Source organism: Flavobacterium sp. 38, assembly GCF_057799715.1.
The window spans coordinates 20,804-45,678 of record NZ_JBYNWZ010000012.1; the positions used below are offsets into that span (position 1 = coordinate 20,804).

General features: G+C 36.1%; 16 protein-coding genes. 2 read left to right on the forward strand and 14 right to left on the reverse strand.

Features of this window, described 5'->3' with window-relative positions:
- Window positions 1-10 precede the first annotated feature (10 nt).
- A complete protein-coding gene (locus AC3E9W_RS20495) occupies window positions 11-1,939 on the forward strand; it encodes an OmpA family protein (protein WP_488769817.1) in 1,929 nt (642 codons plus the stop codon).
- Window positions 1,940-2,051: 112 nt separating this feature from the next.
- Here the strand turns inward: AC3E9W_RS20495 and AC3E9W_RS20500 are convergent, their stop codons facing one another.
- The 9 genes from AC3E9W_RS20500 to AC3E9W_RS20540 all read right to left on the reverse strand — a co-directional run bounded on the left by AC3E9W_RS20500 (window position 2,052) and on the right by AC3E9W_RS20540 (window position 16,342).
- Entirely contained in the window at window positions 2,052-2,465 is a 414-nt protein-coding gene (locus AC3E9W_RS20500) for a 3-hydroxyacyl-ACP dehydratase FabZ family protein (RefSeq protein WP_306160152.1), read from the reverse strand.
- Between the two features lie 159 nt (window positions 2,466-2,624).
- Window positions 2,625-3,599 carry a glycoside hydrolase family 43 protein gene (locus tag AC3E9W_RS20505; protein WP_488769818.1) on the reverse strand — a complete coding sequence of 325 codons (975 nt, stop codon included), beginning with the start codon at window positions 3,597-3,599 and terminating at the stop codon, window positions 2,625-2,627.
- A gap of 486 nt (window positions 3,600-4,085) precedes the next feature.
- A complete protein-coding gene (locus AC3E9W_RS20510; protein WP_488769819.1) occupies window positions 4,086-5,264 on the reverse strand; it encodes an aldose epimerase family protein in 1,179 nt (392 codons plus the stop codon).
- Window positions 5,265-5,303: 39 nt separating this feature from the next.
- A complete protein-coding gene (locus AC3E9W_RS20515) occupies window positions 5,304-6,326 on the reverse strand; it encodes a glycoside hydrolase family 43 protein (RefSeq protein ID WP_488769820.1) in 1,023 nt (340 codons plus the stop codon).
- Between the two features lie 365 nt (window positions 6,327-6,691).
- Window positions 6,692-8,500, reverse strand: coding sequence for a glycoside hydrolase family 2 protein (locus tag AC3E9W_RS20520; protein ID WP_488769821.1), 1,809 nt, complete (start codon window positions 8,498-8,500; stop codon window positions 6,692-6,694).
- A gap of 477 nt (window positions 8,501-8,977) precedes the next feature.
- The gene (locus AC3E9W_RS20525) at window positions 8,978-10,012 is read right to left on the reverse strand and encodes a glycoside hydrolase family 43 protein (protein WP_488769822.1); all 1,035 of its coding nucleotides are present in this window, start codon (window positions 10,010-10,012) and stop codon (window positions 8,978-8,980) included.
- A gap of 295 nt (window positions 10,013-10,307) precedes the next feature.
- The gene (locus AC3E9W_RS20530) at window positions 10,308-11,483 is read right to left on the reverse strand and encodes a cellulase family glycosylhydrolase (RefSeq protein WP_488769823.1); all 1,176 of its coding nucleotides are present in this window, start codon (window positions 11,481-11,483) and stop codon (window positions 10,308-10,310) included.
- Between the two features lie 304 nt (window positions 11,484-11,787).
- Window positions 11,788-13,311 (reverse strand): RagB/SusD family nutrient uptake outer membrane protein, encoded by a 1,524-nt coding sequence (locus tag AC3E9W_RS20535; RefSeq protein WP_488769824.1) that lies wholly within the window; start codon window positions 13,309-13,311, stop codon window positions 11,788-11,790.
- A 16-nt stretch (window positions 13,312-13,327) separates the two neighbouring features.
- A complete protein-coding gene (locus tag AC3E9W_RS20540) occupies window positions 13,328-16,342 on the reverse strand; it encodes a SusC/RagA family TonB-linked outer membrane protein (protein WP_488769825.1) in 3,015 nt (1,004 codons plus the stop codon).
- A 394-nt stretch (window positions 16,343-16,736) separates the two neighbouring features.
- On the opposite strand from AC3E9W_RS20540, the gene AC3E9W_RS20545 reads away from it, so the two are divergent.
- A complete protein-coding gene (locus AC3E9W_RS20545) occupies window positions 16,737-20,666 on the forward strand; it encodes a hybrid sensor histidine kinase/response regulator transcription factor (protein WP_488769826.1) in 3,930 nt (1,309 codons plus the stop codon).
- Between the two features lie 25 nt (window positions 20,667-20,691).
- Here the strand turns inward: AC3E9W_RS20545 and AC3E9W_RS20550 are convergent, their stop codons facing one another.
- From AC3E9W_RS20550 to AC3E9W_RS20570, 5 genes are all read right to left on the reverse strand, one after another.
- Window positions 20,692-21,498: a hypothetical protein gene (locus AC3E9W_RS20550; protein ID WP_306160130.1), complete on the reverse strand. Its 807-nt coding sequence runs from the start codon at window positions 21,496-21,498 to the stop codon at window positions 20,692-20,694.
- A 108-nt stretch (window positions 21,499-21,606) separates the two neighbouring features.
- The gene (locus AC3E9W_RS20555; protein WP_488769827.1) at window positions 21,607-22,314 is read right to left on the reverse strand and encodes a LytR/AlgR family response regulator transcription factor; all 708 of its coding nucleotides are present in this window, start codon (window positions 22,312-22,314) and stop codon (window positions 21,607-21,609) included.
- A 2-nt stretch (window positions 22,315-22,316) separates the two neighbouring features.
- Window positions 22,317-23,474, reverse strand: coding sequence for a sensor histidine kinase (locus AC3E9W_RS20560; protein WP_488769828.1), 1,158 nt, complete (start codon window positions 23,472-23,474; stop codon window positions 22,317-22,319).
- Window positions 23,475-23,523: 49 nt separating this feature from the next.
- Window positions 23,524-24,252 carry a CPBP family glutamic-type intramembrane protease gene (locus tag AC3E9W_RS20565; protein ID WP_488769829.1) on the reverse strand — a complete coding sequence of 243 codons (729 nt, stop codon included), beginning with the start codon at window positions 24,250-24,252 and terminating at the stop codon, window positions 23,524-23,526.
- A gap of 249 nt (window positions 24,253-24,501) precedes the next feature.
- Window positions 24,502-24,858, reverse strand: coding sequence for a PKD domain-containing protein (locus AC3E9W_RS20570; protein ID WP_488769830.1), 357 nt, complete (start codon window positions 24,856-24,858; stop codon window positions 24,502-24,504).
- Window positions 24,859-24,875: the final 17 nt, after the last annotated feature.

Genomic DNA, 24,875 nt, shown 5'->3' on the forward strand with positions numbered 1-24,875 from the left:
ACGACCGTCTATGAAAAGAAGAATTACTATACTCGTACTGCTCATCATTCAGATGGCATTTTCGCAGACCAAAAATAAGGCCGCAGATGCGTTGTTTGACAAAATGTACTATGTCGAAGCAGCAAAATCTTATGAAATGTCTATAAACAGTGGCGACAACTCCAGAGAAATACTGCAGCGTATTGGCGACGCGCACTATTTTAATACGCAAATGCGAAGAGCCAGCAATTGGTACGGAAAATTGATTGCTGAATATCCGAATGAAGTGGCTCCAGAATATCTATTTCGTTACGCCCAATCATTGCAGGGAATTCAAAATTATGAATTGGCAAAAAAATGGATGAAAGCTTTTGCCGCTAAACAAAAAACTACCGATGTTCGAGCGCAGAATTATTCGCTTAAAAATGTGACTATAGAAGATATTGAGAACATTAAACCGTCATTTGTACTGGAAAATCTTGAAATCAATTCGGCATATTCTGATTTTGGCCCCATGTTTTACAAAGGAGATTTGGTCTACTCCACAACAATCGATTCTTCGTATGTGAAAACGAGTAAATACGGTTGGAATGATCAGCCTTATCTCAACATGCAATTGGGAAAAATTAGCGAAACGCAGTCTAATGTTACTTTTAAAGAAAAATTCGGAAAAGAAATTACGACACAGTATCACGAGGCCTGCGTGGCATTTTCGCCTGACGAAAAAACAATTTATTTTACCAGAAACAATTATAACGGCAAATTAAAACGCGATAGCAAAGGAATTAATAACCTCAAAATTTTCTCTGCTACAGCGGTAGAAAACGGCAATGGAACTGTTTCGTGGAAAGACGTGAAAGAACTTCCTTTTAACAGCGACAATTATTCAGTTGGGCAGCCTACAGTAAGCAAAGACGGCAAAAAACTATATTTTGTATCTGATATGCCCGGAACTATTGGTTCGACCGATATTTTTGTAGTGGACATTCTAGGCAATAATCAATTTTCTAATCCGAGAAATTTGGGCGAAAAAGTCAATACAACCGGACGTGAAATGTTTCCGTACATTACCGATCAAGCCTTGTATTTTGCCTCTGACGGTTTTTTAGGCCTGGGCGGACTTGATGTTTTTGAAAGCCGTATAGCAGATGGCAATTTTGATTCTCCTTCCAATCTTGGAGCGCCTTTAAACAGCAATCTTGACGATTTTGCTTTTATTGTAAATGAAGAAACCAATCGCGGTTTTGTCTGTTCGAATAGGAAAACAGGAAAAGGCGACGATGATATTTATTCGTTTGAGCGTTTTTGCAACCAGTCGATCAATGGTTATGTTTTTGATGCCATTTCCAACAGTAAAATTGCAGGCGCTATAGTGATTCTTAAAGACCAAAATGGCGAAAAAATAGCAGAAACGGTTTCGCAGATTGACGGAAAATATCAATTCGGCAGCACTTTAAATTGCAATTCGACTTATACAATTGAAGTTTCAAAAGACAATTTCAACAGCAATAATAAGTCCGTTATAATGCCAAATTACTCTGGAATAACAGAAGTTCCGATTGGTTTAGATCCCGCCTTGATTGTTCGTGAAAACGGACTTTTAAAAATAAAAATAGGAATTATTTTCTTTGATTTAGACAAATATGATATTCGTTATGATGCTGCAATAGAATTAAATAAGGTAGTTCTCTTAATGCATCAGTATAACTCCGTAGTCATTAAAATAGAATCACATACCGATTCCCGAGCCGACGATCAATACAACTTAGAACTCTCTGACCGAAGAGCCAAAGCAACGAGAGATTATCTAATTTCTCAAGGCGTAGCACCAGAACGAATTGAAAGCGCCATTGGTTATGGCGAAACCCAATTAATCAATAACTGCTCCAACGGAGTTCCCTGTACAGAAGCACAGCATCAAATCAACCGCCGAAGCGAATTCATCATCACCAAAATGTAAAAAAGCGTCCTAGATAATTCTAGGACGCTTTTTTCTTTTATCTAAATCTTGCAGAAGTCTTGCTTCTTGCCTCTATTTTCTATTCTCTTGCCTCTCACCTTGTCTCTATTATCTACTGAAGCTTCACGCACATCCATTCCCCTTTCATAATCAGCCTATCTTCATCAAAAGCTTCACCCGACTGCTTGATTATTTTTTCGCTTGTGCGAATGTTTTTCACGACAAATTTCACCAGTTTATTAAACTCCACACCACCAAAAAACTCCACATTATCCATACTTACTAACCCAAAAACGCCGTCTGCAATTCCTAAAAGTTTAATTCCGGCACCGCCACACTGCGCCATTGCTTCGATTAAAATAGTTCCAGGCACAAAATTAAAATCTGGAAAACTGCCCTGAAGCCAGGCATCTTTTTCTGTAAATGTCTTTAAACCAATGATTGATTCCGTTGTATAAGAAATAATTTCATCAACAAAGAGAAACGGAGCCCTATGCGGAATTAAATCTTCTATTTTTTTAGTCATGTTTCTGTAATTTGCAACAATGTACGAATCTGACCCGAAATAAGCAACGTTTTAAATTATATCTCTGTTAAATACTTATTTCGTTTCTGTATTGCTTAAATTAAAAAAGAGACACCGAAGCATCTCTTTTCAAGTTACCAAACTCTAAAATCACAAGTTTCACTCTTTTAGCAAGACAAAACTTTTAGCATTCGCTTTGATTTTATTTCCTTCAAAATCAATGTCAATGATTCCTGCTTTTCTCGGCGAAACCCCACTATTGCTGTAATGCGTGTGCAGGACATATTTCATTTTTCCATTTTTATCATAAAAAACATCTCCGTGCCCAATTCCGTTTATTCCAACATCCTTACGGCTGATTATCGGACTATCAACAGCTTTTTCCCAAGGCCCATACGGACTTTTAGCCATTGCATAGCCAACAGCATAGTCGGGATTTCTAAAATCGTTTGCCGAATAAATCATATAATACAAATCGTTGTGTTTCAAAACCGTTGGCCCTTCTGTTACTGGCCAAGGTACATTTTGCGTATTCTCCCAAGGAAGAACTCCAGAAATGCATTCCTTAAGCGTTTCTTCTTTAATTCCAGACAAATCATCTTTTAATTCCGCGACGAAAATTCGGTTCCCATTAGTCAAACGCACGTGATAAAGGTATTTTTTGCCATCCTGATCAACAAAAACGAAAGGATCGATCTGTTTGCCCGAATTAAACATTGGAGCCTTAGAATCGTTTTTAAATGGCCCCAACGGACTATCACTACTTGCAATCGCGATATTTTCGTCAGCCGTATAAATAATTTGATATTTTCCGTTGAATTTAAAAATCTGAGGCGCCCAAAAACCTTTCGTTCCAAAAGCATCTCCTTTTTTTAAAGCCAAACCATTTTGCGCTCCGACAGGACCTTTCCATTTTTTTAAATCTGTCGAAGTGTAAACTTGAAACCCTTCTCCGTTAGGAAAATTTCCAGTTGTGGTTCCATACAAATAATAAACTCCATTTTCATAAAAAATGGTCGGATCCGCCAACAAGATTGAGCTGTCTTTTGAAGCCGTTTTTTTGTCATTTTCTTTCTCTTGCGAACAGCAAACAAAGAAAAACAGCAGACTTATAATGCTAAAATATTTTTTCATTTTAAGTTAATTTTTTAATTTAATTAAAATCATTTTAATTGCTAACAATTAAACAGTTAAATTTTCAATATAGATAAAAACTATAGCGATTTTTTTACACCTTTCAGTTAATTTTTGCTCGTAATTACAGCAGAAATTGTTTTATGAAATTCGGAAAACTATTTCCGTATTCTCTTTGATAAAAATCTGATTTTGTTTCTTCAAAAATTGACAATCTGCACGCTCCTATTCTTTTATTTTTTTTGCGATCCTAAAAGGCAATTTATTTCTACAATTACATTTGCGGATTCACTTTGCGTGAGACGCACTGCGGTGCGCCTCTACATAACCTTCAATAAACAAAAATCTTTGCGGAAACCACTGCAGTACGCCTCGACATTGTCTTTGCGACCTTCATTAAACAAAAAACTTTGCGAATCTTTGCGTAATCCTTAGCGAACTCTGTGGTAAAATTAATCGCTGCGTTAGACGCACTACAGTGCGCCTCTACATCGAAACAGAAAACTTATACAAAGAAACCGTATGATATTTCGCTCCTGGTTTCAAAACAATCGAAGCAAATTTCGGCTGATTTGGAGCATCTGGAAAGTGCTGCGTTTCTAAAGCAAAAGCAGTTCTAAAATCATCCTTAGCACCTGATTTAAAGATATTTTTACTCTGCATGAAATTTCCACTATAAAACTGTATTCCAGGTTCTTCTGTGTAAATATCTAAAGTAATACCTGAAATATCGCCTTTTATCGTTGCGGCATGAACAAAACCGTCTTTTTTAACCGTATTCAGTACATAATTATGATCATAACCTTTACCAAATTTCAACTGTTCGTCTTTCGTTTCGATTCTTTCTCCAATGGTATGTTTTGATGTAAAATCAAACGGAGTATTTTTTACCGCTTTTAATTCTCCCGTCGGAATCAAACCTTCGTCAACTGGCGTAAATTGATCTCCGTAAATCTGTAATTCGTGATTTAAAATTGTTCCGCTTCCTTCTCCATTCAAATTGAAAAAAGCGTGATTCGTCAGGTTTACAATGGTAGTTTTATCTGTTGTCGCTTCATATTCCATTTTTACGGTTTTGTCCTCTGTAAGCGTATACGTCACTTTTACATTCAGGTTTCCGGGGAAACCTTGTTCCCCATCTGGAGAAACATAAGTAAAAACCAAAGTCTTTCCATCTGTCTTTTCTGCATTCCAAACTACGTCTTGAAAGCCTTTTACACCACCATGCAAAGCATTTTTACCATTGTTTAGCGGAATCTGATATTGCTTTCCTTCCAATGTAAATTTCCCTAATGCAACTCTGTTGCCTACTCTTCCAATTGTGGCGCCAAAATAAGGTTCGGTGGAGTTTTTAAAACCTTTTACGCTATTCATTCCGACTACTACATCGGTTTGTTTTCCGTTTTTATCAGCAATCCATAAACCTACTAATCGCCCGCCATAATTGGTAAAAGCAGCTTTTATGCCTTTATTTTCGATCCAATACAAACTGACTTTTTTGCCATCGATAATCGTATCAAAATTTTTAGCATCTAAAACCGTTTTTATCGAATCTGATTTGATTTCAACAGTTTCTTTTGAAATTTCATTTTCTTTTTTGCCGTCTTTACAGCTAAACTGAAAAACTGTCAGCAACAAAACTGCAGCTATTTGGATATTTTTCATTTTTTATGTCATTGTGAGGAGAAGCAATCCTCTGATTAATTAATTTGAAGGAATTGCCAATGGAGTTCCTTCACTTACTGGTTCGCCCAAAACAGGAAATCCGTTGGCATCCCAGCTGATTTTCTGCATTCTCGGCGATCTTTTATTTCCACAGCCCTCTCCCGGATTTGAATTGGCGTGATACAAAATCCAATCTTCTTTTCCGTCAGGCGATTTAAAAAACGAATTATGGCCTGGAGCATACACTTTGTTTTTTTCTGATTGTTTAAAGATCGGTTCTGGCGCTTTTACCCATGCTTTTGGATCTAATAAATTATCATCGCCAATAAACGATAATAAGCCTAAAGCATAGAAATCTGTCCAACAGCCACTAGCAGAAAAGACAATAAAGATTTTACCGTTTCTTTCTAAAAACTGAGGCCCTTCATTTACATTAACCTGAGGCGGATTTACCTCATCGTGCAATGCTCCGTATGTTTCCCAATCGTGTGTCGGCGCAGAAATCATAACACGATCGCCATCAATCTCAAGCGGATTTTTCATTTTAGCAATGTAAATGTTCTGCTGTCCGTTGGTATCTCCTTCCCAGCCTGCCCAAATCATGTACAATTGCTTTTTGTATTCGAATACATTTCCATCAATGGCCCATTTATCAGTTTTAGCCGCTATTTTTCCTTTAAATTCAAAATTGCCTTTAAACGGATCAGATGATTTATTTTCTAAAACATACATGCGGTGGTTGTTGTTATCGCCATTATCTGCAGCAAAATAGCAATACCATTTTCCGTTGATGATATGAAATTCCGGCGCCCAAATCTCAGCGGAATAATTGGTGTTCTTTGGCGGAGTCCAAATGACTTTGCTTTCTGCATTTTTGATATCCGAAAGGTCTTTTGTTTTCCACAAAGTCAATTTATTGCCAAGCGTATTGGTGTAGTAATAATAGCCTTTGTAATATGTGCTGTAAGGATCTGCTCCTGATGGCAAAATTGGATTTGTGAAGGTTTTCTGCTGCGCAAAACCTATCGTTGTGAGCAGTAAGAGAATTAGGTGTTTTTTCATTTTGATATTTTTTGGCTTGATTTCTTTAACACATAGAAACATAGCTTTTCTTTATCTGCAAAAGGCGTTTCACTTGTTAAAATTAACATAGCGTTGCGACCAACCTTTGCGGTAAGCTTTGTCAAAGTTTAAAACTTTGACAAAGCTGTCAATTGTATAATCGCTAATCTTGCGTACCCAAGGTTGAAACCTTGGGCTATGTTCTCAAAGCTATGTGTTAGAAACTAGTTTCTTTCTACACTCTTTTTTCAAGCTTTAAAAATCTATGTTTCTATGTGTTTAATTTTCTCCCGCAGATTTGGCAGATTTAGCCGATAAAAAAATCTGCATGATTTGCTAAATCTGTGAGAGAAAAAAGATCATTTTTAATTCAAAGCATTTATAACCTCAGTATTAATCTTGTTCACGGCTTTAAAATCCATTTTATCGACTTTTCTATCGTAGGTCATAAAACCGTTTACTTCACCTTCCACATCTGTTGTCTGAGTGTAGACTGCAGCCGAGAATCCTGTTTTAACGTATTTTCGAAGCATTTCCGCGTACTTTATGTATTCGGTGGTAACTTCATTCGCATTTTTAAATTTGATGTAACCCCAGTTATCATTTGCTCTCCACAAATGTCCTTCCAACGGAAGACCGATTCCGCCATATTCTCCCAAAACAGTTACTCGTCTCGCATCATACAGATACATTTCTGGTCCTGGGTAATTGTGCAGGTCTAAAATATCGCCAGTTTGGAAGTGGTTTCCACCGCTTGCAGAATTTGTTAATCGGCTTGGATCGTGGTTTTTAGTCCATTCTGTGATTTCAACTGTTTTAAATTGTCCCCAAGCTTCATTAAACGGAACCCAAACTACGATACTTGGATAAGAATACAGATGATCCATAATCTCCTTCCATTCTTTTCTATAAATTTCTTCTGATTTTGGCGAACGCTGCAATTCTGTTCCGTCGAAATACTTTCTATTTTGCCAAATCGGCTGATCGTCTCCGCTTGGCATATCTTGCCAAACCAGAATCCCCAACTGATCGCAATGTGTGTACCAGCGCTCCGGCTCTACTTTTACATGTTTGCGAATCATATTAAAACCTAATTCTTTCGTTTTAACGATATCGTATTTTAAAGCTTCATCAGTTGGCGCAGTATACAATCCGTCTGGCCACCAGCCTTGATCTAAAGGCCCGAATTGGAAATAATCTTTGTTATTCAGCTGCATTCTCATAATACCGTTTTCATCTCTTTTAGTCGAAATCTTACGCATTGCGAAGTAACTTTTTACCTCATCAACGATTTTGTTTTTGCTGATTAAGCGAATTTTAGTCTGATATAAAAAAGGATTCTCAGGCGACCATAATTTTGGCGTGTTCAAAACAATATCATTACTTTCACCTATAACAGCTTTTTGTTTTGCGATTTCTTTTCCGCTATCCAAAACTGCTATTTCTACCAAATCACCTTTTTCTGCTCCTGAAACAGCTGCTTTTATGCTAATGGTGTTTTGATCAATATTGGGAGTATTGTGTAATGAAACAATATTCTTAGCATTTACAGGTTCGATCCAAACCGTCTGCCAAATTCCTGTAACTGGAGTGTACCAGATTCCTTCCGGATTTTTAACTTGTTTTCCTCTCGGCTGAGGCCCATCGTTTGAAGGATCCCAAACTTTCACAACCAATTTCTGATTGCTTCCTTTTTTGATAAATGGCGTAATATCAAACGAAAAAGGCGTATATCCGCCAGTATGCGAACCGACTTTTACATCATTGATAAAAACTTCTGTTTTCCAATCTACAGCACCAAAATGCAACAGAATGTTTTTTCCATTCCAACCTGATTCAATCGAAAAATGGGTTTCATACCAAAGTTCATTTTTAGCCCCTACTTCTTTCATTACGCCAGACAAACTGGATTCTGCCGCAAACGGAACTAAAATTTGTCCGTCGTATTTTGAAGGTGCTGCTTTTCCAGCTTCTTGAATGCTGTAATTCCACAATCCATTCAGGTTTTTCCATTGGCTTCGCTCCATAATCGGACGCGGATATTCTTGCAACACTTTCGCAGGATTAACCTCCGAAGCCCATTTCGTTTTTATTTTATCACCTTGCGGTTTCCATTGCGCATTGGATACAAAAACAGAAAACAAGGCTACAAATAGTATATTTTTTCTTTTCATCTTTTTATTTTTTCTAAACCATATAAGTTATATAAGTTCATTTTAGTTTATGCTGTAGCTTGAAACTGTGGCAAGAGCATATAAGTTTTCATTTGTCACGCCAACTAAAAAACTTTAATATGAACTTACATGACTTATATGGTAAATATTTTTTTTAAAACCATGTAAGTTATATAAGTTCATTTTAGCTTGAGCTGCTGTTTGAAACTATGCCAAGAGCATATAAGTTCTTATTTATCATGCCATTAAAAAACTTTAATATGAACTTATATGACTTATATGGTTTAAATATTTCTGCGCTATTTTCTAATCTAAAATGAATTACCGGGCTCATCTCCACATAAGCCCGATAATTACAGAACTAAACTAACTTAACTAACCAATTTTTTTGAGTTATGAATTATGAGTTATAAATTGTTAGTTGGTTTTTAACCATCGCGACAAAACACTTATAACTCATAACTCATAATTCATAACTTATAATTTCTTCGTAAGTCCAAATTTCTTGACCAAACTATCGTATTCTTTTTTAGAGATTGTAATCATACAGCCGTGACGTACTTTTTCTGGGAGACTGTATTTGTCCCAATCGGAGAAAAAAGTGTAGCCTGAGGCTTGATACCAAGGTCCGTTTAGGTTATCTGCGATCGATAGACCATACGAAACTCCTGGATATTGTTCGTAATACATGTACCATATTTTATCATCTGGAGAAGGAATCAGCATTGGCGCTTCTCTGAAGTTTGGACTGATAGATTGCTGGGGCAAAGAATAAGGTCCTAAAAGGGATTTCGATTTGGCAATTCGGATGGTTTTTCCAGTTGTCCAATACAGAGTTGGGTAGGTTTCGTCTTTAATCACGGCGTAGTAGGAATCGCCAACTTTGCGAATAAAAACATCAATGGTTCCCATATCCCAATCGAATAAGCGTTTTGGAGTTCCTTCGAACGTTTTTAAATCTTTAGACAAAACATACAACGTTCGCTGGCTAGCCCAATAGCGCTCGCCATCTTCTTTAGTTCCTTCTAAATGCGGTGTATGCCATGTCATAATGAATTTTCCCGATGGTTCATCATAATATAGTTTTGGAGCGCCAATTCGCTGTAAAGCATTTGCATAATCTGGCGTGCTTTTTAAATCTGGCGTGTAATCCGAATGTTTTTTCCACGTAATCAAATCATCAGAAACCCAGATATTAATAGCTTTCGCATCGTCTCCTGTGTTTCCAGCGATGTAATATTTTCCGTCTGGACCTTTACAAATATCAGGATGACCTTTGTATTCTTCAAAAACGCGTTTTCCGCTGTTTAGATTTTCCCAATGCAATCCGTCCAGACTTACCGAATAATACAATCTGCCATAATCGCTGTGCGTCATGTGCGCAAACAAATAGGCTTCGTTTTTAGCTTTTTCATTTCCCTTCACCTGCCCCGGCGGATCTGGCTGCTGGGCATTCGCAGAAAAACCAACTAAAATTGTTGCTAGAAAAAATATGTTTTTTAATGTTTTCATAAGCTTGTTTTTTTTTAATGTGCCAATTAGTCAATTTGATAATTGCCACATTATCTAATTGTTTTTATCTTTTTTTCAAACATAGCCCAAGGCTTCAACCTTGGGAAACGTATTGTAAATCACGTTATGTTTACGTTGCGTACCCAAGGTTGAAACCTTGGGCTATGTTTTATATAGCTTGAGAAAAAAAAATCCATTTAATCATTTTATCCCGATACCCATCGGGAGTGGCTAAATAATTTTCTAATTGGCACATTTTCTCATTATCAAATTATCAAATTGCCACATTTTCTAATTATTTCTTCGGATTAGCTTCAGAAGTCATTTTCTTAATCAAATCGGTTTCTGCTTTTATGTATGGCGTTCCGTCTGTATGAAGCACTTCGTGAAACCATACTTTTGGCTCTGCAGTATAGGTTTTAGTCCAACTGTCCCAAGCGTATTTAGTTTGTGTTTTTCCGTCAACAAATCCCCAGTTGATCATACCAACATTGTATTTTCTGGCGATTGGCAAGAATCCTTCAAAAGTGCTTCCGTTTGGTCTTGCCATATATTCTGTACAGATTAATGGCTTTCCGTAACGCTGTAATTGTTTGATAACTCTTTCAAAATCCTGTGGCTTGTCATAGTTATGAAAAGAAACAATATCAGATTGCTCGATCTGCATTTTATGCATTGGTTTCATTTTAGCTTCATCGCTCCAATCACCAACCCAAACGCCAGAAGTTAATGGCTGTGACGGATTGCTTTCTCTCGCCCAAGCAAAAACATCTTTTAAAAGAGGCAGAACCAAATCCGCTTTGTTTTTAATTTCTACTTTTTCGTAGGATGGTCCCGTCATATTATCTGGTTCATTCCAAACATCCCAACCTAAAATACGGTTATCGTCTTTGAATTTTGCTACGGTTTCTTTTACATATTTTTCTAAACGAGGATATTGTGTTTTATCCTGTAATGCTTTTTGTCCCGGACTCTGCATCCAGCCTGAGTTATGTGTATGCGGTTTTGGTGCACGCTGTTTTCCTAAAGCAGGAAACGGATCCCAACAAGAATCAAACAATACAAAAAGCGTTTTAATGTGGTGTTTATCTGCAATTCCTAAAAAAGTGTCCATTCTTTTGTAAAGACCTTCAGCATCTTGCTCATGCAGTAAATCGTGCAAATACACACGCATTACATTCATACCCAAATTTTCTGCCCAGCCCAATTCCTGATCGATTCTTTTTGGGTCAAAAGTATCTTCCTGCCACATCTCTAACTGATTTATAGCTGTGCTAGGAGAATAATTTGCCCCTACTAACCAAGGCTGTTCTGCATACCATTTATTGGCCTGATCTTTTGTCCAGATTTCTCTTTTTTCTACAGAAGTAGTTTCGCTTTTCTTTTCTTCGGGATTACTTTTTTTGTTGTTGCAACTAAGCAATGCGAGCCCTGCCAACACAAGTGTCAGATACAATTTTACTTTTCTCATTATAGGTTTATTATTTTAGAACATATGTTCTTTGGTGATTAAAGGAATCGGAATTTGGTGATTTTCCGATTCCTTAATAAATAGCTTTTAATTTGCTGAGTGTTTTTTTTTGTTTAACACATAGAATCATAGTTTTTCTTTGTCTGTAAAAAGGCGTTTCACTTTGTTTTAATTCACATAGATTTCTGTGTGTTGAATTCACATAGTTTAGCTATGTGTGAAAAGCGAGCTTTTTTCTAATTCCTTATAACAGTAAAATAAAATCTATGTTTCTATGTGTTTAAATTTTCACACTCTCAGATTATTAATATCCAGAATTCTGTTCTAGATTTGGATTATTATCTACATCGCTTTGCGGAATTGGCATTCTATGATTTTTACCAACTGTGAAGTTTTTAAAATCGGAATCACGAAGTGCAATTTTATCCACTGAAGCTTGAGTGTCTAAATCTCCCCAACGTTTCAAATCTTCCCAGCGAACACTTTCTCCTGCTAATTCTAAAACTCTTTCCATTTTCAGGCGTTCTAAGAATTTATCGTGATCGTTTCCAATTTCAGGATGTGTCGTCGCTAATGTATTCATGTTTACACGAGCTCTCACCATATCTACATATTGGTACGCCGCAGCTGTATTTCCAGTTTCGTTTAAAACTTCTGCGTAGCGCAATAAAATATCAGCATAACGAACCAGTCTGTAGTTTACCTGACTGTAGTAATCTTCATTGTTTCTGTAATAATCGCGGCTTCCTTTTCTAAACCAAGCTTCGTCATTGTTCCATTCCCAGTTTCTATCGTAGGTTTTGTCGCCAAAGTCGGCCAATAATTGCGGATAATATAAAGTCCATCTTAAACGGATATCCAGATTGCCGTCTTTATTTTTTTCTTCTTTAAAAGCATTTACCAACCACAAACGTGCTTGTCCATCTGACCATCCAATTCCTCTTGGTGCAAAAAATTGAGAACGGTTGCTGGAAACTGCGGCATTTTGCGCTTCGTCAGTCCCTCCTTTTCTTTGGTCTCCAAATTGGATTTCAAAAACAGATTCTCCGTTATTCTCATTTACATCTGTAAAGTTGTCTCTGTAATTAGAAACTAAAGAATATTTAGCTCCCGCTCCAGTAATTAAGTATTCTAAAGCCGTTTTTGCTTCTGGCCATTTGCGTTGCTGCATATATGTTTTTGCAAGAAAAGCTTTTGCGGCACCTTTATCTGGTCTTCCCAACTGGTCTGAGGTCCAATCTCTTGGCAAATCCTCAAAAGCTTCGTTCAAATCTTTTTCAACTTGAGCCCAGATTTCAGCTACTTTTTTCTGCTGAGGCAAATCTGCTGGCGTAGACGGATCTAAAACCAACGGAACATCTTCCCAAATCACCGCTGCATAGTAATAATGTAAGGCTCTGAAAAATTTAGCCTGCGCTATCACTTTCTTTTTGTCCTCTTCATTTTGAAAAGTAATATTTGGAACATTGGCTAAAACCTGATTACATCTAAAAATAGCCTTATAAGTATCTCTCCACGTTACGGCATTTCCTTCCCAAAAATTATAATTGATGTAATTGAATCTAGTCCAATCTGCCAATTCTGTCCACGGACTTACGCTATAACCTTCATCTGAAGTAAGATCTAAACGGAAATACATCCATCGTGCCCACAATCCATCTTTATAAAACATGGCATAAATGGAGTTTACACCGGCTTGCGCATCACTTTCCGTTTTCCAATATTGGTCAACTGTGATATCATTTGGGCTGTTCAGATCCAATTCGTTTTCACAAGCTGTAAAAACAAGACCTAGAAAAGCGGCTGTTATTATGATTATTTTTTTCATTACGCTGTTTTTTTAATTAAAAGCTAAATTCTACACCAAAAGAATACGTCTTAAGATTCGGGAAAGAACCATTGTCAACACCTCTTTCAAAAATTCTGTTATCGCCGGTATTGCTAAACTCAGGATCCAAGCCTTTGTATTTAGTAATCGTAATAACATTTTGTGCAGATAAGGTTAATCTTGCTCTTGTGATTCCTGATTTTTCTAAAACACTGCTCGGCAAGTTATATCCAAAACCGATGTATTTTAGTCTAATGAAATTGCCACTTTCTAAGAAACGGTCACTGTCTCCTCTTGAATTTAAAGTAGAACCTTTTGTTACTCTAGGAAAATCGGTATTTGGATTCTCTGGTGTCCAAGGCTGAATGCCTTTTCTGTAGTTACTGTTATCATCAAAACGATCTACAACACTTCTAAATCCGTTGTAAACTGTAGCGCCGTTGGCAGCAATCCAGTTCATAGAGAAATCAAAACCTTTATATTCAGCTCCCGCGTTTAAACCCATTTCAAATTCTGGCCACGGACTTCCCACAATTGTTTTGTCTTCGTTTGTAATTTGTCCGTCTCCATTATTGTCTTTAAAACGAATGTCTCCAGGAACCGCATTTGGCATAATTACTTTTCCTTCAGCATTTTTGTAGTCGTTAATTTCCTGCTGATTTTGGAATAATCCATCAGTTTGCAATACATACCACATACCTACCGGGCTTCCGCTGCGAGTCATTGTATTTCCAATAATGTTTTCGTTTTGACCGTTTCCTAAAGAAACCAGTTTGTTGTTTACTTTTGTGAAGTTTACAGAAGCATTAAAAGAAAAATCATTGATTTTTTTGCTGTAAGCCAATTCCAATTCAAAACCTTTATTTTCTACCGTTGCAGCGTTCGAAATTGGGTTTCCGCCGTCATTTCCTGTAGTCAATAAAATTGGGAAACCGAATAATACATCTTCTGTACGTGCAATAAAGTAATCTGCAGTAAGACGTAAATCATTATTCAAAACACCTAAATCCAATCCGATATTCGTTTGTTTTAGTTTTTCCCAACGCAATTGCGAGTTTGATAATTTAACCTGCGCTGCAGAAGGATATAAAGTCTGGTCTTTTCCTAAAACAATTTGTCCGAAATTATTAATGAAGCTTTTAGATTCGTATTCTCTAATATTTCCAGAACCCAATTCTCCATAACTTGCTCTAATTTTTAAATCTTTAATGAATTCTGATTTAAAGAATGATTCATTGCTGATTCTCCATCCCGCAGAAAGAGAAGGGAAATTGCCCCATTTATTGCCATCGCTGAATTTTGACGAACCGTCGCGTCTGATAACAGCATTAAACAAATAACGATTGTCGTAATTGTACTCTAACCTTCCTAAATAAGACGTTAAAGCCGCTTCGTTGATGAAACCTCCAACAACTGGCGAATCTCCTTGATTTAAAACTTCATAATATTCGCCTGTTCCAGAATTCATCGGAAGGTTTCTTTTTGTTCCGTAAATTTGGTCGTAATTGTCTTTTTGATACGTTTGACCAACTAAAAGCGTAATATCATGTTTTCCAAATTCTTTTTTGAAAGTCAGCGTGTTTTCAAACAACAAAGTTTCTGACCTTCCTTTGTTTTGATCTGTCTGAGAAGGATCTTGCGGCTGGTTTAAAGTCCAGCTTCCTTTTTTCCTCATGTATTTATAAGAATCGAAACTGGTTTCATAACCAAAATTGAAACGGTATTTCAGCCAAGGCACAAATTTTAATTCTGACCAGATATTTCCTCTAATTCTGAAGTTTTCATTATTTACATTAGAAAAATCAGCCAATGCCAAAGGGTTTGTTCCAAAAGTATCGGCAACTCCCTGTTTTCCATATCCGTATCCACCTGGATTAGCTGGATCGTAAAGCGGAATTGTTGGCGTCATTCTATAAACATCAATAATTGGATTTCCAGACATTTCATCTGTTTTCGAATTGCTGATCGCCAAGTTTTCTCCAATACTAAAAATCCCTTTTGTACCGCTAGAATTGACACGGAATGAAATTCTGTCAAAATCAGTTCCGATTACAGTTCCTTCATTTCCAAAATAATTTCCAGACATAAAGAAACTCGAATTCTCACTTCCTCCAGAAAAACTCGCATTATAATCCTGAATCATTCCTGTTTGAAAAACCGCATCCTGCCAGTCCGTATCTACTGCCATATTCAAGTTTTGTCTCGTAAATCCAGCATTATCGTATGCCATATTGTTGTATTTCGCAAACTCTTCAGTTCCCATTAAGTCATAGCGAGGCATAACGGTAAAACTGCTTTTTGCAGACACTTCAACTTGAAGCGGTCCTTTTTTACCTTTTTTAGTTGTAATGATAATTACACCATTTGCCGCTCTAGAACCATAGATTGCCGCTGCAGAAGCATCTTTTAAAACCTGAATCGATTCGATATCATTCGGGTTAAAATCTCTATTTGCAGAAGTCACTAAACCGTCTATTACGTATAACGGATTTGTATTTTGAAGATTCTTAAGACCACGAATCTCAACATTCGCTTCTTGTCCTGGGCGTCCGCCTCCGCGAACTTTAACTCCCGTCACTAAACCTTGAAGTCCGTCTGCTACTGTGGTTACTTGTCTCTTCTGAATTTCGTCAGGTTTAACTAAAGCAACGGCTCCCGTAAGGTCTTTTTTCTGTTGCGATCCATAACCTACAACAACTATTTCCTCCAGTTTCATGGCGTCTTCTGCCATGGTAACATTTACAGATGTTCGGTTATTAATAGCAACTTCTACTGTTTTATAGCCTTGCGAACTAAAAACTAAGGTCTGGCTCCCACTGGCTGTAATTTTATAGCTCCCGTCAAAATCGGTAACAGCACCATTCTGGGATCCTTTTATTAAAACATTCGCAAAAGGAACTGCCTGTCCATCTGCGGTAGTCACTTTTCCCGTAACAGTTATTTGTTGGGCAAAAGCGGACTGCAGTAATAAACTAAAGAAAACCAAGAGGTAATATCTCTTCGTTAAAAAGTGAGTGAACTTTGTTTTCATTGATTTTTGCATTTTAGATAGTTTTATTTCTTTTTGTGGTTTGGTTAAATGAAATATTGAATTATTTAATCGTCCGGAACGCGGACAAAAAAAGAACTAATATTCTTTAGTTGTAATAAATTGTTCATTTTGTTTCAAAATTAGTAATGGTTGATTTTTTCAAACTTAATTTTATTGATAGTATATTTTTATACTTAAAATTTTATCAATATCTCTTATTTGAAAATTCAAAGTAGACGCTTTTTATTCAAAATAAAATGCTTCATTTGTGTCAATATCTCTCTCAAATGATTCAAATTGTATTAAAAATAGCCCAATTTCATTCAGCTGCAACATTTTGTAGAATATTGAGACGATTTGCAGAAAATTAGATTTTAGCCTAAAAAAAACAACTATGCGTAAATTCTTTCTTTTTTTATGTGCCAGCATTTTTTCGATACAATTTTCGAATGCGCAAGACTACTATTTTAAACATTATCAGGTTGAAGAAGGACTTTCTAACAACACCGTTTTGACCTCCATACAAGATAATGACGGTTTTATGTGGTTTGGAACCAAAGATGGACTGAACCGTTTTGATGGCTATCGATTTAAAACATATAGAAATAATGGAGATCCCGTTCATAGTTTAGGAAGCAATTATATACAATCGTTACATGAACATAACGGCACTATTTGGGTCGGAACCGATAAAGGCTTGTATCATTATGATAAAAAATTGGATCGTTTTACCATTTTGAATGAAGCCATAAACGATCGTATCAACGACATCAATCACGACCAGAAAGACAACATTTGGTTTGTTTCGGGCAACATTTTGTATAAGTATGCACCAAAAAAGAAAGAAACGACCACTTTTAACCCGAACAAATATTTTGTCACCACTTCGATTACCAAAGATTATAAAGGAGAAATTTGGGTTTCTTCTCTCAATAAAATCTATCATTATTCGGAAGAAAACTTTTCTTTTGAAAATATTCCGCTAAATCCGCCTTCAGATAAAATCAATTTTAGAATTACGGTAATTTATGCTGTAGATCAGGAAAATATTGTGATCGGAACGCAAGATCACGGCGTGCTCCTATATAATAGAAAAAACAAAACCACGTCTGAACTGCAATTTGGAATAAAAGAGCCTGTTTTTGTACGCCAGTTTAGAAAAAAAGGAAATGACGAACTTTGGATTGCGAGCGAATCTGGCGTTTATGTTTATAATTTAAAAACTAAAACCGCTGTAAATCTTAAAAAGAATTACAACGATCCCTACGCCATTTCAGACAATGCGGCCTACTCGATTACGATTGACAAAGAAAACGGAATCTGGATTGGAACTTATTTTGGCGGTGTCAATTACCATCAGAAACAATACACACAGTTTAAAAAGTATTTCCCAAAGAACAATCAAAACTCCATTAGCGGAAGCGCAGTCAGAGAAATACATAAAGACGATTACGGCGATTTATGGATCGGAACAGAAGATGCAGGTTTGAATCGTTTTAATCCGAAAACGCAGAAATTTACGTCTTACAATGTTTCGTATTACAACATTCATGCTTTAATGCCCAGAAAAGACAAAATCTGGGTCGGAACTTTTGAACATGGCTTGGATGTTTTAGATCGAAATTCGGGTGCTGTTCTCAAACATTATAGCGCCAACGATGGCAAAAGCGGACTGCACAGCAATTTTATTTTTTCTTTTTACGAAATGAAAAATGGCGACCTGATTGTAGTGACCACTTTTGGTTTGTATCGTTATAATGAACAGGCGGATAATTTTGAAATACTGAAATTCTTTCCAGAAACGTATCATTACACCAATGTGAGGGAAGACAGCGACGGAAATCTTTGGGCTGGAAGTTACCGCGACGGATTGCTTTTTTATAATCCGAAAACCAAGAAAAAAGAGGTTTTTACGTATGATTATAAAAATCCGAAAGGCATTAGCAATAATACTATAAACGCCATTTTTGAAGACTCGTCACGAAATTTATGGATTGCGACTGAAAACGGCTTGAATCTCGTTGACCGAAAAACGCATACTTTTACCAAATTCACGACCAAAAACGGAATGCCAAGCAATGTTTTCTATTCTATTTTAGAAGACGATGCCAAAAATCTGTGGCTGACGACTTCTAAAGGTTTGGTAAAATTTGGTCCCGATCATAAATCGATCAAGATTTTTACCACTGCAAATGGTTTATTGAGCGATCAGTTCAATTACAATTCGGCTTTTAAAGATGCAAACGGCGATATGTATTTTGGAAATCTGAACGGAATGATCAGTTTTAATCCGAAGCATTTCAGTAAAAACAAATACACGCCTTTTATTTACATCACCAATCTTCAGATCAACAATAAAGATATTGAGGTAAATAGCCCAGAATCGCCTATTACGCAGTCTATTTCTTTTTTGGACGAATTGGAATTGAACAACAGCCAGTCGTCTTTTAATCTCGAATTTGCGTCTTTAAATTATACTGCGCCAGAATTGACAGAATATTGGTTTCAGCTGGAAAATGTAAATAGCGATTGGGTTTATTTAGGAAGAAACAACAAAGTTTTCTTTACCGAACTAGCGCCAGGCGATTATGTTTTTAAAGTAAAATCGCTAAATAGCTTTGGGGTTTGGAGTAAAGAAGTAAAACTCAAAATTAGAATCCTTCCGCCATGGTACGCGAGCACTTATGCTTATTTGCTCTATTTTATATTGATTTGCGCTGGTTTTTATTACATCATCCGTTATTCTCAAAATCTAACTCAGATTAAAAACAACCGCAAAATCAAGCATTTGAATGACGAAAAAGAAAAAGAAATCTATCAGGCAAAAATTGACTTCTTTACAAATGTAGCGCACGAAATTAGAACTCCTCTGACTTTGATTAAAGGTCCGTTGGAAAAGCTTTTGGGAATGAAATACGAATCGGAAGAAGTGCCACAGCATCTTTCGATCATGAAAAAAAATACTTCGCGTTTATTGAAATTGGTAAACGAATTGCTGGATTTCAGAAAATCCGAAATTGGCGGTTTGAAATTAACTTTCGTCGAAGCGAATATTTCTTCGATGGTTCGAAATTTCCATTTGAGATTCAGCCAGTTAATTGAAGAACGCAAACTGGAATTTGATCTGGAATTGGGCGAAAAAGACATTCACGCTTTTGTGGACAAAGAAGCTTTCAAGAAGATTTTGAGCAATTTGATTAATAATGCGATTAAATATTCGAACAAAAAAGTATCTATTTCTTTGTTTAGAGACGAAAAGAAACTGACTCTGATCGTAAAAAACGACGGAAATGTGATTCCAATTCATTTAAAAGATAAAATTTTTGAGCCATTTTTTAGAGTCGATGACAGCAGTACGGCTTCTGGAACAGGAATCGGACTTTCGCTGGCGCATTCACTCGCACAATTGCATAACGGAAGTTTGAATTTAGTCGAAGATCCGAATTTTAATATTTTCGAATTAATCTTGCCCTTGCATCAGGAGGAAGAATTTATGCTTTACGCCGATGCTGAAAAAGAACAAACGGAAAACGAAAAGCCAAAAGAGCCGGTTGAAATTAAAAACGAAAAAGCACAGATTTTAGTCGTTGAAGACAATGAAGATCTTTTGCAGTTTATTACAACCGAATTGGCGGGAACGTATGCTATTTTAAAAGCAGAAAATGGCGAAGAAGCACTGAAAATCATACATAACGAAAACATTCAGCTTGTAATCTCAGATGTTACAATGCCAATTATGGACGGAATTGAAATGTGTAAAAAAATCAAAACCAATCTCGAAACGAGCCATATTCCTGTCATTTTATTGACGGCTAAAAACTCTCTAAAATCGCAAATCGACGGACTTGAAGTAGGTGCCGATGCTTATGTTGCAAAACCTTTTTCAATGGATTATCTAAAAGTACAAGCCAATAATCTGATTGAAAACCGAAGACAGATTATGAATTATTATGCCAGTTCTCCGCTTTCGCACATTAAAAGCATTGCGCACAATAAAACAGACGAAAAGTTCTTGAAAAAACTCGACGACGAAATTCTTAAAAACATTACCGATCAGGATTTAAGTGTAGAATCGCTTGCCGAAATCATGAATATGAGCCGTTCGACTTTATATCGAAAAATTAAAGACATTACAAATTTAAGTCCGAACGAATTAATCAATATCGTACGCCTTAAACGTGCTGCAGAATTGCTGTTAAACGAAAACTTTAAAATGTATGAAATCGCAGAAATGGTAGGCTATAAATCGCAAACCAGCTTCGGCCGAAACTTCCAAAAACATTTTAATATGTCGCCAACGGATTATATCAATGCAAATCGCTGATGTAATGATAATTAGTGAATTCAAATCATAAAATAACTTGAAGTTGAAAAATAATTTCCCAACGCCCCACATAGTCTGGTTTTATAGCGTTGTAAAAAAGCTGTGCCGTTCCGCAGTAAAACTTTTTACTTTGCCCCAGCTTGAACGTTTTTCCGGCTCCACCTCCCACCGGCACCAGCCATCGCTGATCCGAAGGCGCTAGCCAATCGGCTTCGATTGTGCTATTGGCAGATGCAAACCACCCTTTCGAAAAATTATAATATCCCATATACTGGACACTAAAAAGATCTACTTTGTTGGCGCCCGTTCCTCCCAATGACCAATAATTCTGAACAACAGCACCGCCAGAAATTTTATCTCCAGCATAATATAGTAATAATGATGGCCCTAAACTTACGGTATTCGAACCCAAATTGGCATCTGTACGAGTCGGAATTTGAATTGCTGGCCCTGCACCATAAACAAATTTACCTTTCTTTTCTACAGGAGTGAAAAATCCGTTAAAAAGAATATTTCCTAAACCAAATGCAGATTCGCCTGCGGGTTCTAATTTTGGGATGTATTGAAGCGGAATAATAGTATATGTCATTAACTTGACATGTTCAGAAACTTTAAATGGCCAAACAGGCTGAATACTATACGATTGTGCCGTTCCGCCCTCGCCTGTGTCTGGAATTAAAACACTTTGAAGGAAAAAACTCCTAAGTCCTTCAACAGGATTTTGACGTTTTTTATTCATTTCTTCTACAGTCAGTTCTTGATTATCATCAGACTGTGCATTTGCAAAATGAAAGCTAAAAAAGAAAACAAGGCATAAACAATAATTTCTCATAATGTAGGACTTGAAATAACAATCTCAAATTTACCAAATAAGAAAATCCCGAAGTTGCCAATGATGTTTCAAATTATAATTTGAAACATCATTTTTACTAAATTGGAATCATTTTATTCCTAACAGCTGATACAATTCGTCTTTTTTATTAAGAGCTGCCGAAATAGTTTTTCCGTCAGTCAGTTCGACCATATTTCCGTTTAAGCTTCTGACCGCTTCGAGATTTAGAATAAAAGAACGCTGAACGCGAAAGAACATTGGGAGTTTCAATACTTCTTCCATAGACTTTAAAGTTCCGAGAGTTGTGTACGAAGCGCCATTAATGACAAATTTTAGATAATCGCCCTGCGCTTCTACATACAGAATTTCGTTTAGGAGAATCTTAATTAATTTTCCTTCCGATTTTATAAAAATACGATCCGAATTGATTTGATGGACAGAAGTTGTTTTCTTTAACGAAAGATATTCTTTGGCGCGATTGACTGCCTTGAGAAAACGATCAAAACGAACGGGTTTTAAAAGATAATCTGCAGCTCCGGTTTCAAAACCTTCCAAAGCAAAATTACGGTGAGCGGTTATAAAAATAATGACAGGAGAATTGGTAAGCGATTGCGCCAGTTCTAAACCATTAAATTTAGGCATTTCGATGTCGCTGAAAATAATATCAATTTCATTTTCCTGCAAGAATAACAAAGCTTTTGAGGCTTCTCCAAACGAAGCTTTCAATTCCAAAAATGGGATTTCAGCAATAAAAGATTCAATAATATCTCTTGCAATTGGTTCGTCGTCAACGACAATGCATTTTAACTTTTCCATTATTATCTTAAAACTATTTTTAAATCGACTTTAAACGAATTTTCAAGTCTTTTAATTTCTAATTCATATTGATTCGGATATAATAATTCTAGGCGTTTTCGGGCGTTCTCTACTCCTATTCCACCAAAATTCGAATCATTTGTCTTGTCTTCCAAATCGTTTTCCAAACTAAACCAAAAAGTATTGTTTTCAATTTTGATATCTAGTTTTATAAAGGCATTTTTGCTTTTTAAACCATATTTAAAAGCATTTTCTATAAAAGTAAAAGTCAAAAGCGGCGCAATAAAAAGTCCTGCGGTCTGCTCTTCCATAATAACTTGAATATCTGTCTCATCATCATAACGCATTTTTTCTAAAGCGATATAATTTTTAATGAAATCCAATTCTTTCTCCAAACGTACAATTTCAGTATTCGATTCGTAGAGCGTATAACTCATGATATCCGAAAGATTCAAGATTACTTCTGGAGCTAGATTGTCTTTTCGAACCGTCAATCCGTACAAATTATTCAATGTATTAAACAAAAAATGCGGATTTAACTGTGCTTTCAAAAAGTCCTTCTCAATTTGAATGTTCTGAATTTCTAAAGCCGTTTTTTCTCTTTCGATTTGAAATTTCTTGTTATACAGTTTTGTGATTTCAACTAAAATTTTAGCAAAGCAAAAAGGTGAAAGCAACGAAATAATGATAATCGTCTGCGAAAGCATTCTTTTGGGAGAAACTGCTTCTAGAAACGTCTGTTGCGCACTCATTTTAATAACGCCTTTTAATTCTCCGAAAGTAATTTCGAGACCTAAAGCGTAATAAACCAATGAAATAAAGTACGTTGCAGCCATCCAAACGAAAATCGAAATTGGAAAAACAAGCAGTAATAGGATTATGATTCTGCTCTTACTTCCTGCAAATATCTTTTGCAATAAAAGATAAAACAGCATATAAAATACGATCATGTTGACCAATGCCATTCTTATCGTTAGCAAAACGGCATCAAAATATAGGAGTTTATAACCGATTACATAACTCAAAAAAAGCAGTATTGAAAACGCTGACCACATGAAAACGTGCAGTAAAATTCGATTTCTTTTGGTAAAAAAGTGATCAAAATTCAGCGAAGCGATTTTATCTAAAAAATATCCTGAAGTCGTTGCGGTATTTGGCATTTAGTTGAGTGATAAAGCAGTTTCAAATATAACTTTAATTTGGCAAGTTTTATAGAATTCTGATAACAGCATTGATCAAATTAATGGTGTTATGCCCCAGAATAGAATAAATAAGATTTCCAGAAAACATTCTTAAAACTCCGACGCTAAATGAGGAGATTAAAGTCAGATAAACCATCGTCATGATATCGAATTTTAAATGCAGATCTTGATCTAAAACAGCTCCGTGAGAAACGCCAAATAAAACCGTTACAATTACAAACGCCCAGCCAAATTGTACACCACGGTAGCTCCATTTTGGTGCAAAAGCTTTATCTAAAAGCCATAAAGAGATTCCTCTAAAAAGGATTTCTTCTGTTAATCCCGGCATAGTGGCTTGAAAAAGAAAGGTTTCTAAATGAAATGGTGCGCCTTTTGGAAATAAAATCAGTTTGAAAATAATATCGAAAAAAGTAAATCCGAAGAAAATCAATAATCCGAATTTTAAATTGCTTTTGGAATTGGTTTGAGATGTAAATCCGATTTTGATTCTTTCTTCTTTAGAAACGGAAAAAATGATAATGAGCCCTAAAAATAAACTCAAAAATTTTCCAATCCAATTGAACTTTAAATCAAGATCAATCAATTGTTTTCCTGAGGCCTGCAAAAACACATCGGCCAAAAAGTATAAAATGAAAAATCCTAAATATTTCAGATTTGTTTTTTCTGATTTGAAATAAGCAGCAACAATTAGCGGAGCAATTAATAAAATCCACAGAAGAGGCGTAAATAGTGACATAATTTTGATTTTAAAGTTTTAATTTGAATCAAAAGTATATCTACAATATATCATTTTAAAGTCCAGTCGGTAGAACTCGTGCTTTTGTCTGTGAAAGTGTTGTTTTATCCGATAAGTATAATTAGTTAATGTGGCAATTTGCCAATTAGAAAATTAGATAATGGAATGATTGGTTAACTAAAGAAAGAAAAAATCTTCTAACTTTAATTCAGTGATTCCATCAATCAAAACTGTTTTGGAGTCAAATAATTAATTGACAGTGACAGTTCTTTTTGGAATTGAGGTGCATTCAGATCCATCTACTTTAACCGTTACTTCAGCTGTAGCTGTGTACTCCCCAGCAGCGGCATACGTATGGGTGACCGCAGCTCCTGTTCCAGTAGTTCCATCTCCAAAATTCCATTTTACAGAAGTCAACGTTCCTGTCCCAGAATATTCAACGGAATAGTTCATTAATTTTGGATTAGCAGCATCAGTAGAATTATGCAATTTAATATAAACTGATTCCGCAAAGCAATTTATAATTACCTCGTCATCATGCTTGCTGCAAGAGTAATTTATGAACAATGCAACTGTAAACATTAAAAACATTCCAATCTTTTTCATAAGGAAGAAATTTTAGC

Excerpts from the sequence above, each read along its gene's own strand:
- AC3E9W_RS20535 (WP_488769824.1), bottom strand. The coding sequence starts at position 13,311 with ATGAAAAAAATAATCATAATAACAGCCGCTTTTCTAGGTCTTGTTTTT.
- AC3E9W_RS20550 (WP_306160130.1), bottom strand. The coding sequence starts at position 21,498 with ATGAGAAATTATTGTTTATGCCTTGTTTTCTTTTTTAGCTTTCATTTT.
- AC3E9W_RS20560 (WP_488769828.1), bottom strand. The coding sequence starts at position 23,474 with ATGCCAAATACCGCAACGACTTCAGGATATTTTTTAGATAAAATCGCT.
- AC3E9W_RS20530 (WP_488769823.1), bottom strand. The coding sequence starts at position 11,483 with ATGAGAAAAGTAAAATTGTATCTGACACTTGTGTTGGCAGGGCTCGCA.
- AC3E9W_RS20515 (WP_488769820.1), bottom strand. The coding sequence starts at position 6,326 with ATGAAAAAACACCTAATTCTCTTACTGCTCACAACGATAGGTTTTGCG.
- AC3E9W_RS20545 (WP_488769826.1), top strand. The coding sequence starts at position 16,737 with ATGCGTAAATTCTTTCTTTTTTTATGTGCCAGCATTTTTTCGATACAA.
- AC3E9W_RS20525 (WP_488769822.1), bottom strand. The coding sequence starts at position 10,012 with ATGAAAACATTAAAAAACATATTTTTTCTAGCAACAATTTTAGTTGGT.
- AC3E9W_RS20500 (WP_306160152.1), bottom strand. The coding sequence starts at position 2,465 with ATGACTAAAAAAATAGAAGATTTAATTCCGCATAGGGCTCCGTTTCTC.
- AC3E9W_RS20520 (WP_488769821.1), bottom strand. The coding sequence starts at position 8,500 with ATGAAAAGAAAAAATATACTATTTGTAGCCTTGTTTTCTGTTTTTGTA.
- AC3E9W_RS20505 (WP_488769818.1), bottom strand. The coding sequence starts at position 3,599 with ATGAAAAAATATTTTAGCATTATAAGTCTGCTGTTTTTCTTTGTTTGC.
- AC3E9W_RS20510 (WP_488769819.1), bottom strand. The coding sequence starts at position 5,264 with ATGAAAAATATCCAAATAGCTGCAGTTTTGTTGCTGACAGTTTTTCAG.
- AC3E9W_RS20495 (WP_488769817.1), top strand. The coding sequence starts at position 11 with ATGAAAAGAAGAATTACTATACTCGTACTGCTCATCATTCAGATGGCA.
- AC3E9W_RS20555 (WP_488769827.1), bottom strand. The coding sequence starts at position 22,314 with ATGGAAAAGTTAAAATGCATTGTCGTTGACGACGAACCAATTGCAAGA.
- AC3E9W_RS20565 (WP_488769829.1), bottom strand. The coding sequence starts at position 24,252 with ATGTCACTATTTACGCCTCTTCTGTGGATTTTATTAATTGCTCCGCTA.
- AC3E9W_RS20570 (WP_488769830.1), bottom strand. The coding sequence starts at position 24,858 with ATGAAAAAGATTGGAATGTTTTTAATGTTTACAGTTGCATTGTTCATA.
- AC3E9W_RS20540 (WP_488769825.1), bottom strand. The coding sequence starts at position 16,342 with ATGAAAACAAAGTTCACTCACTTTTTAACGAAGAGATATTACCTCTTG.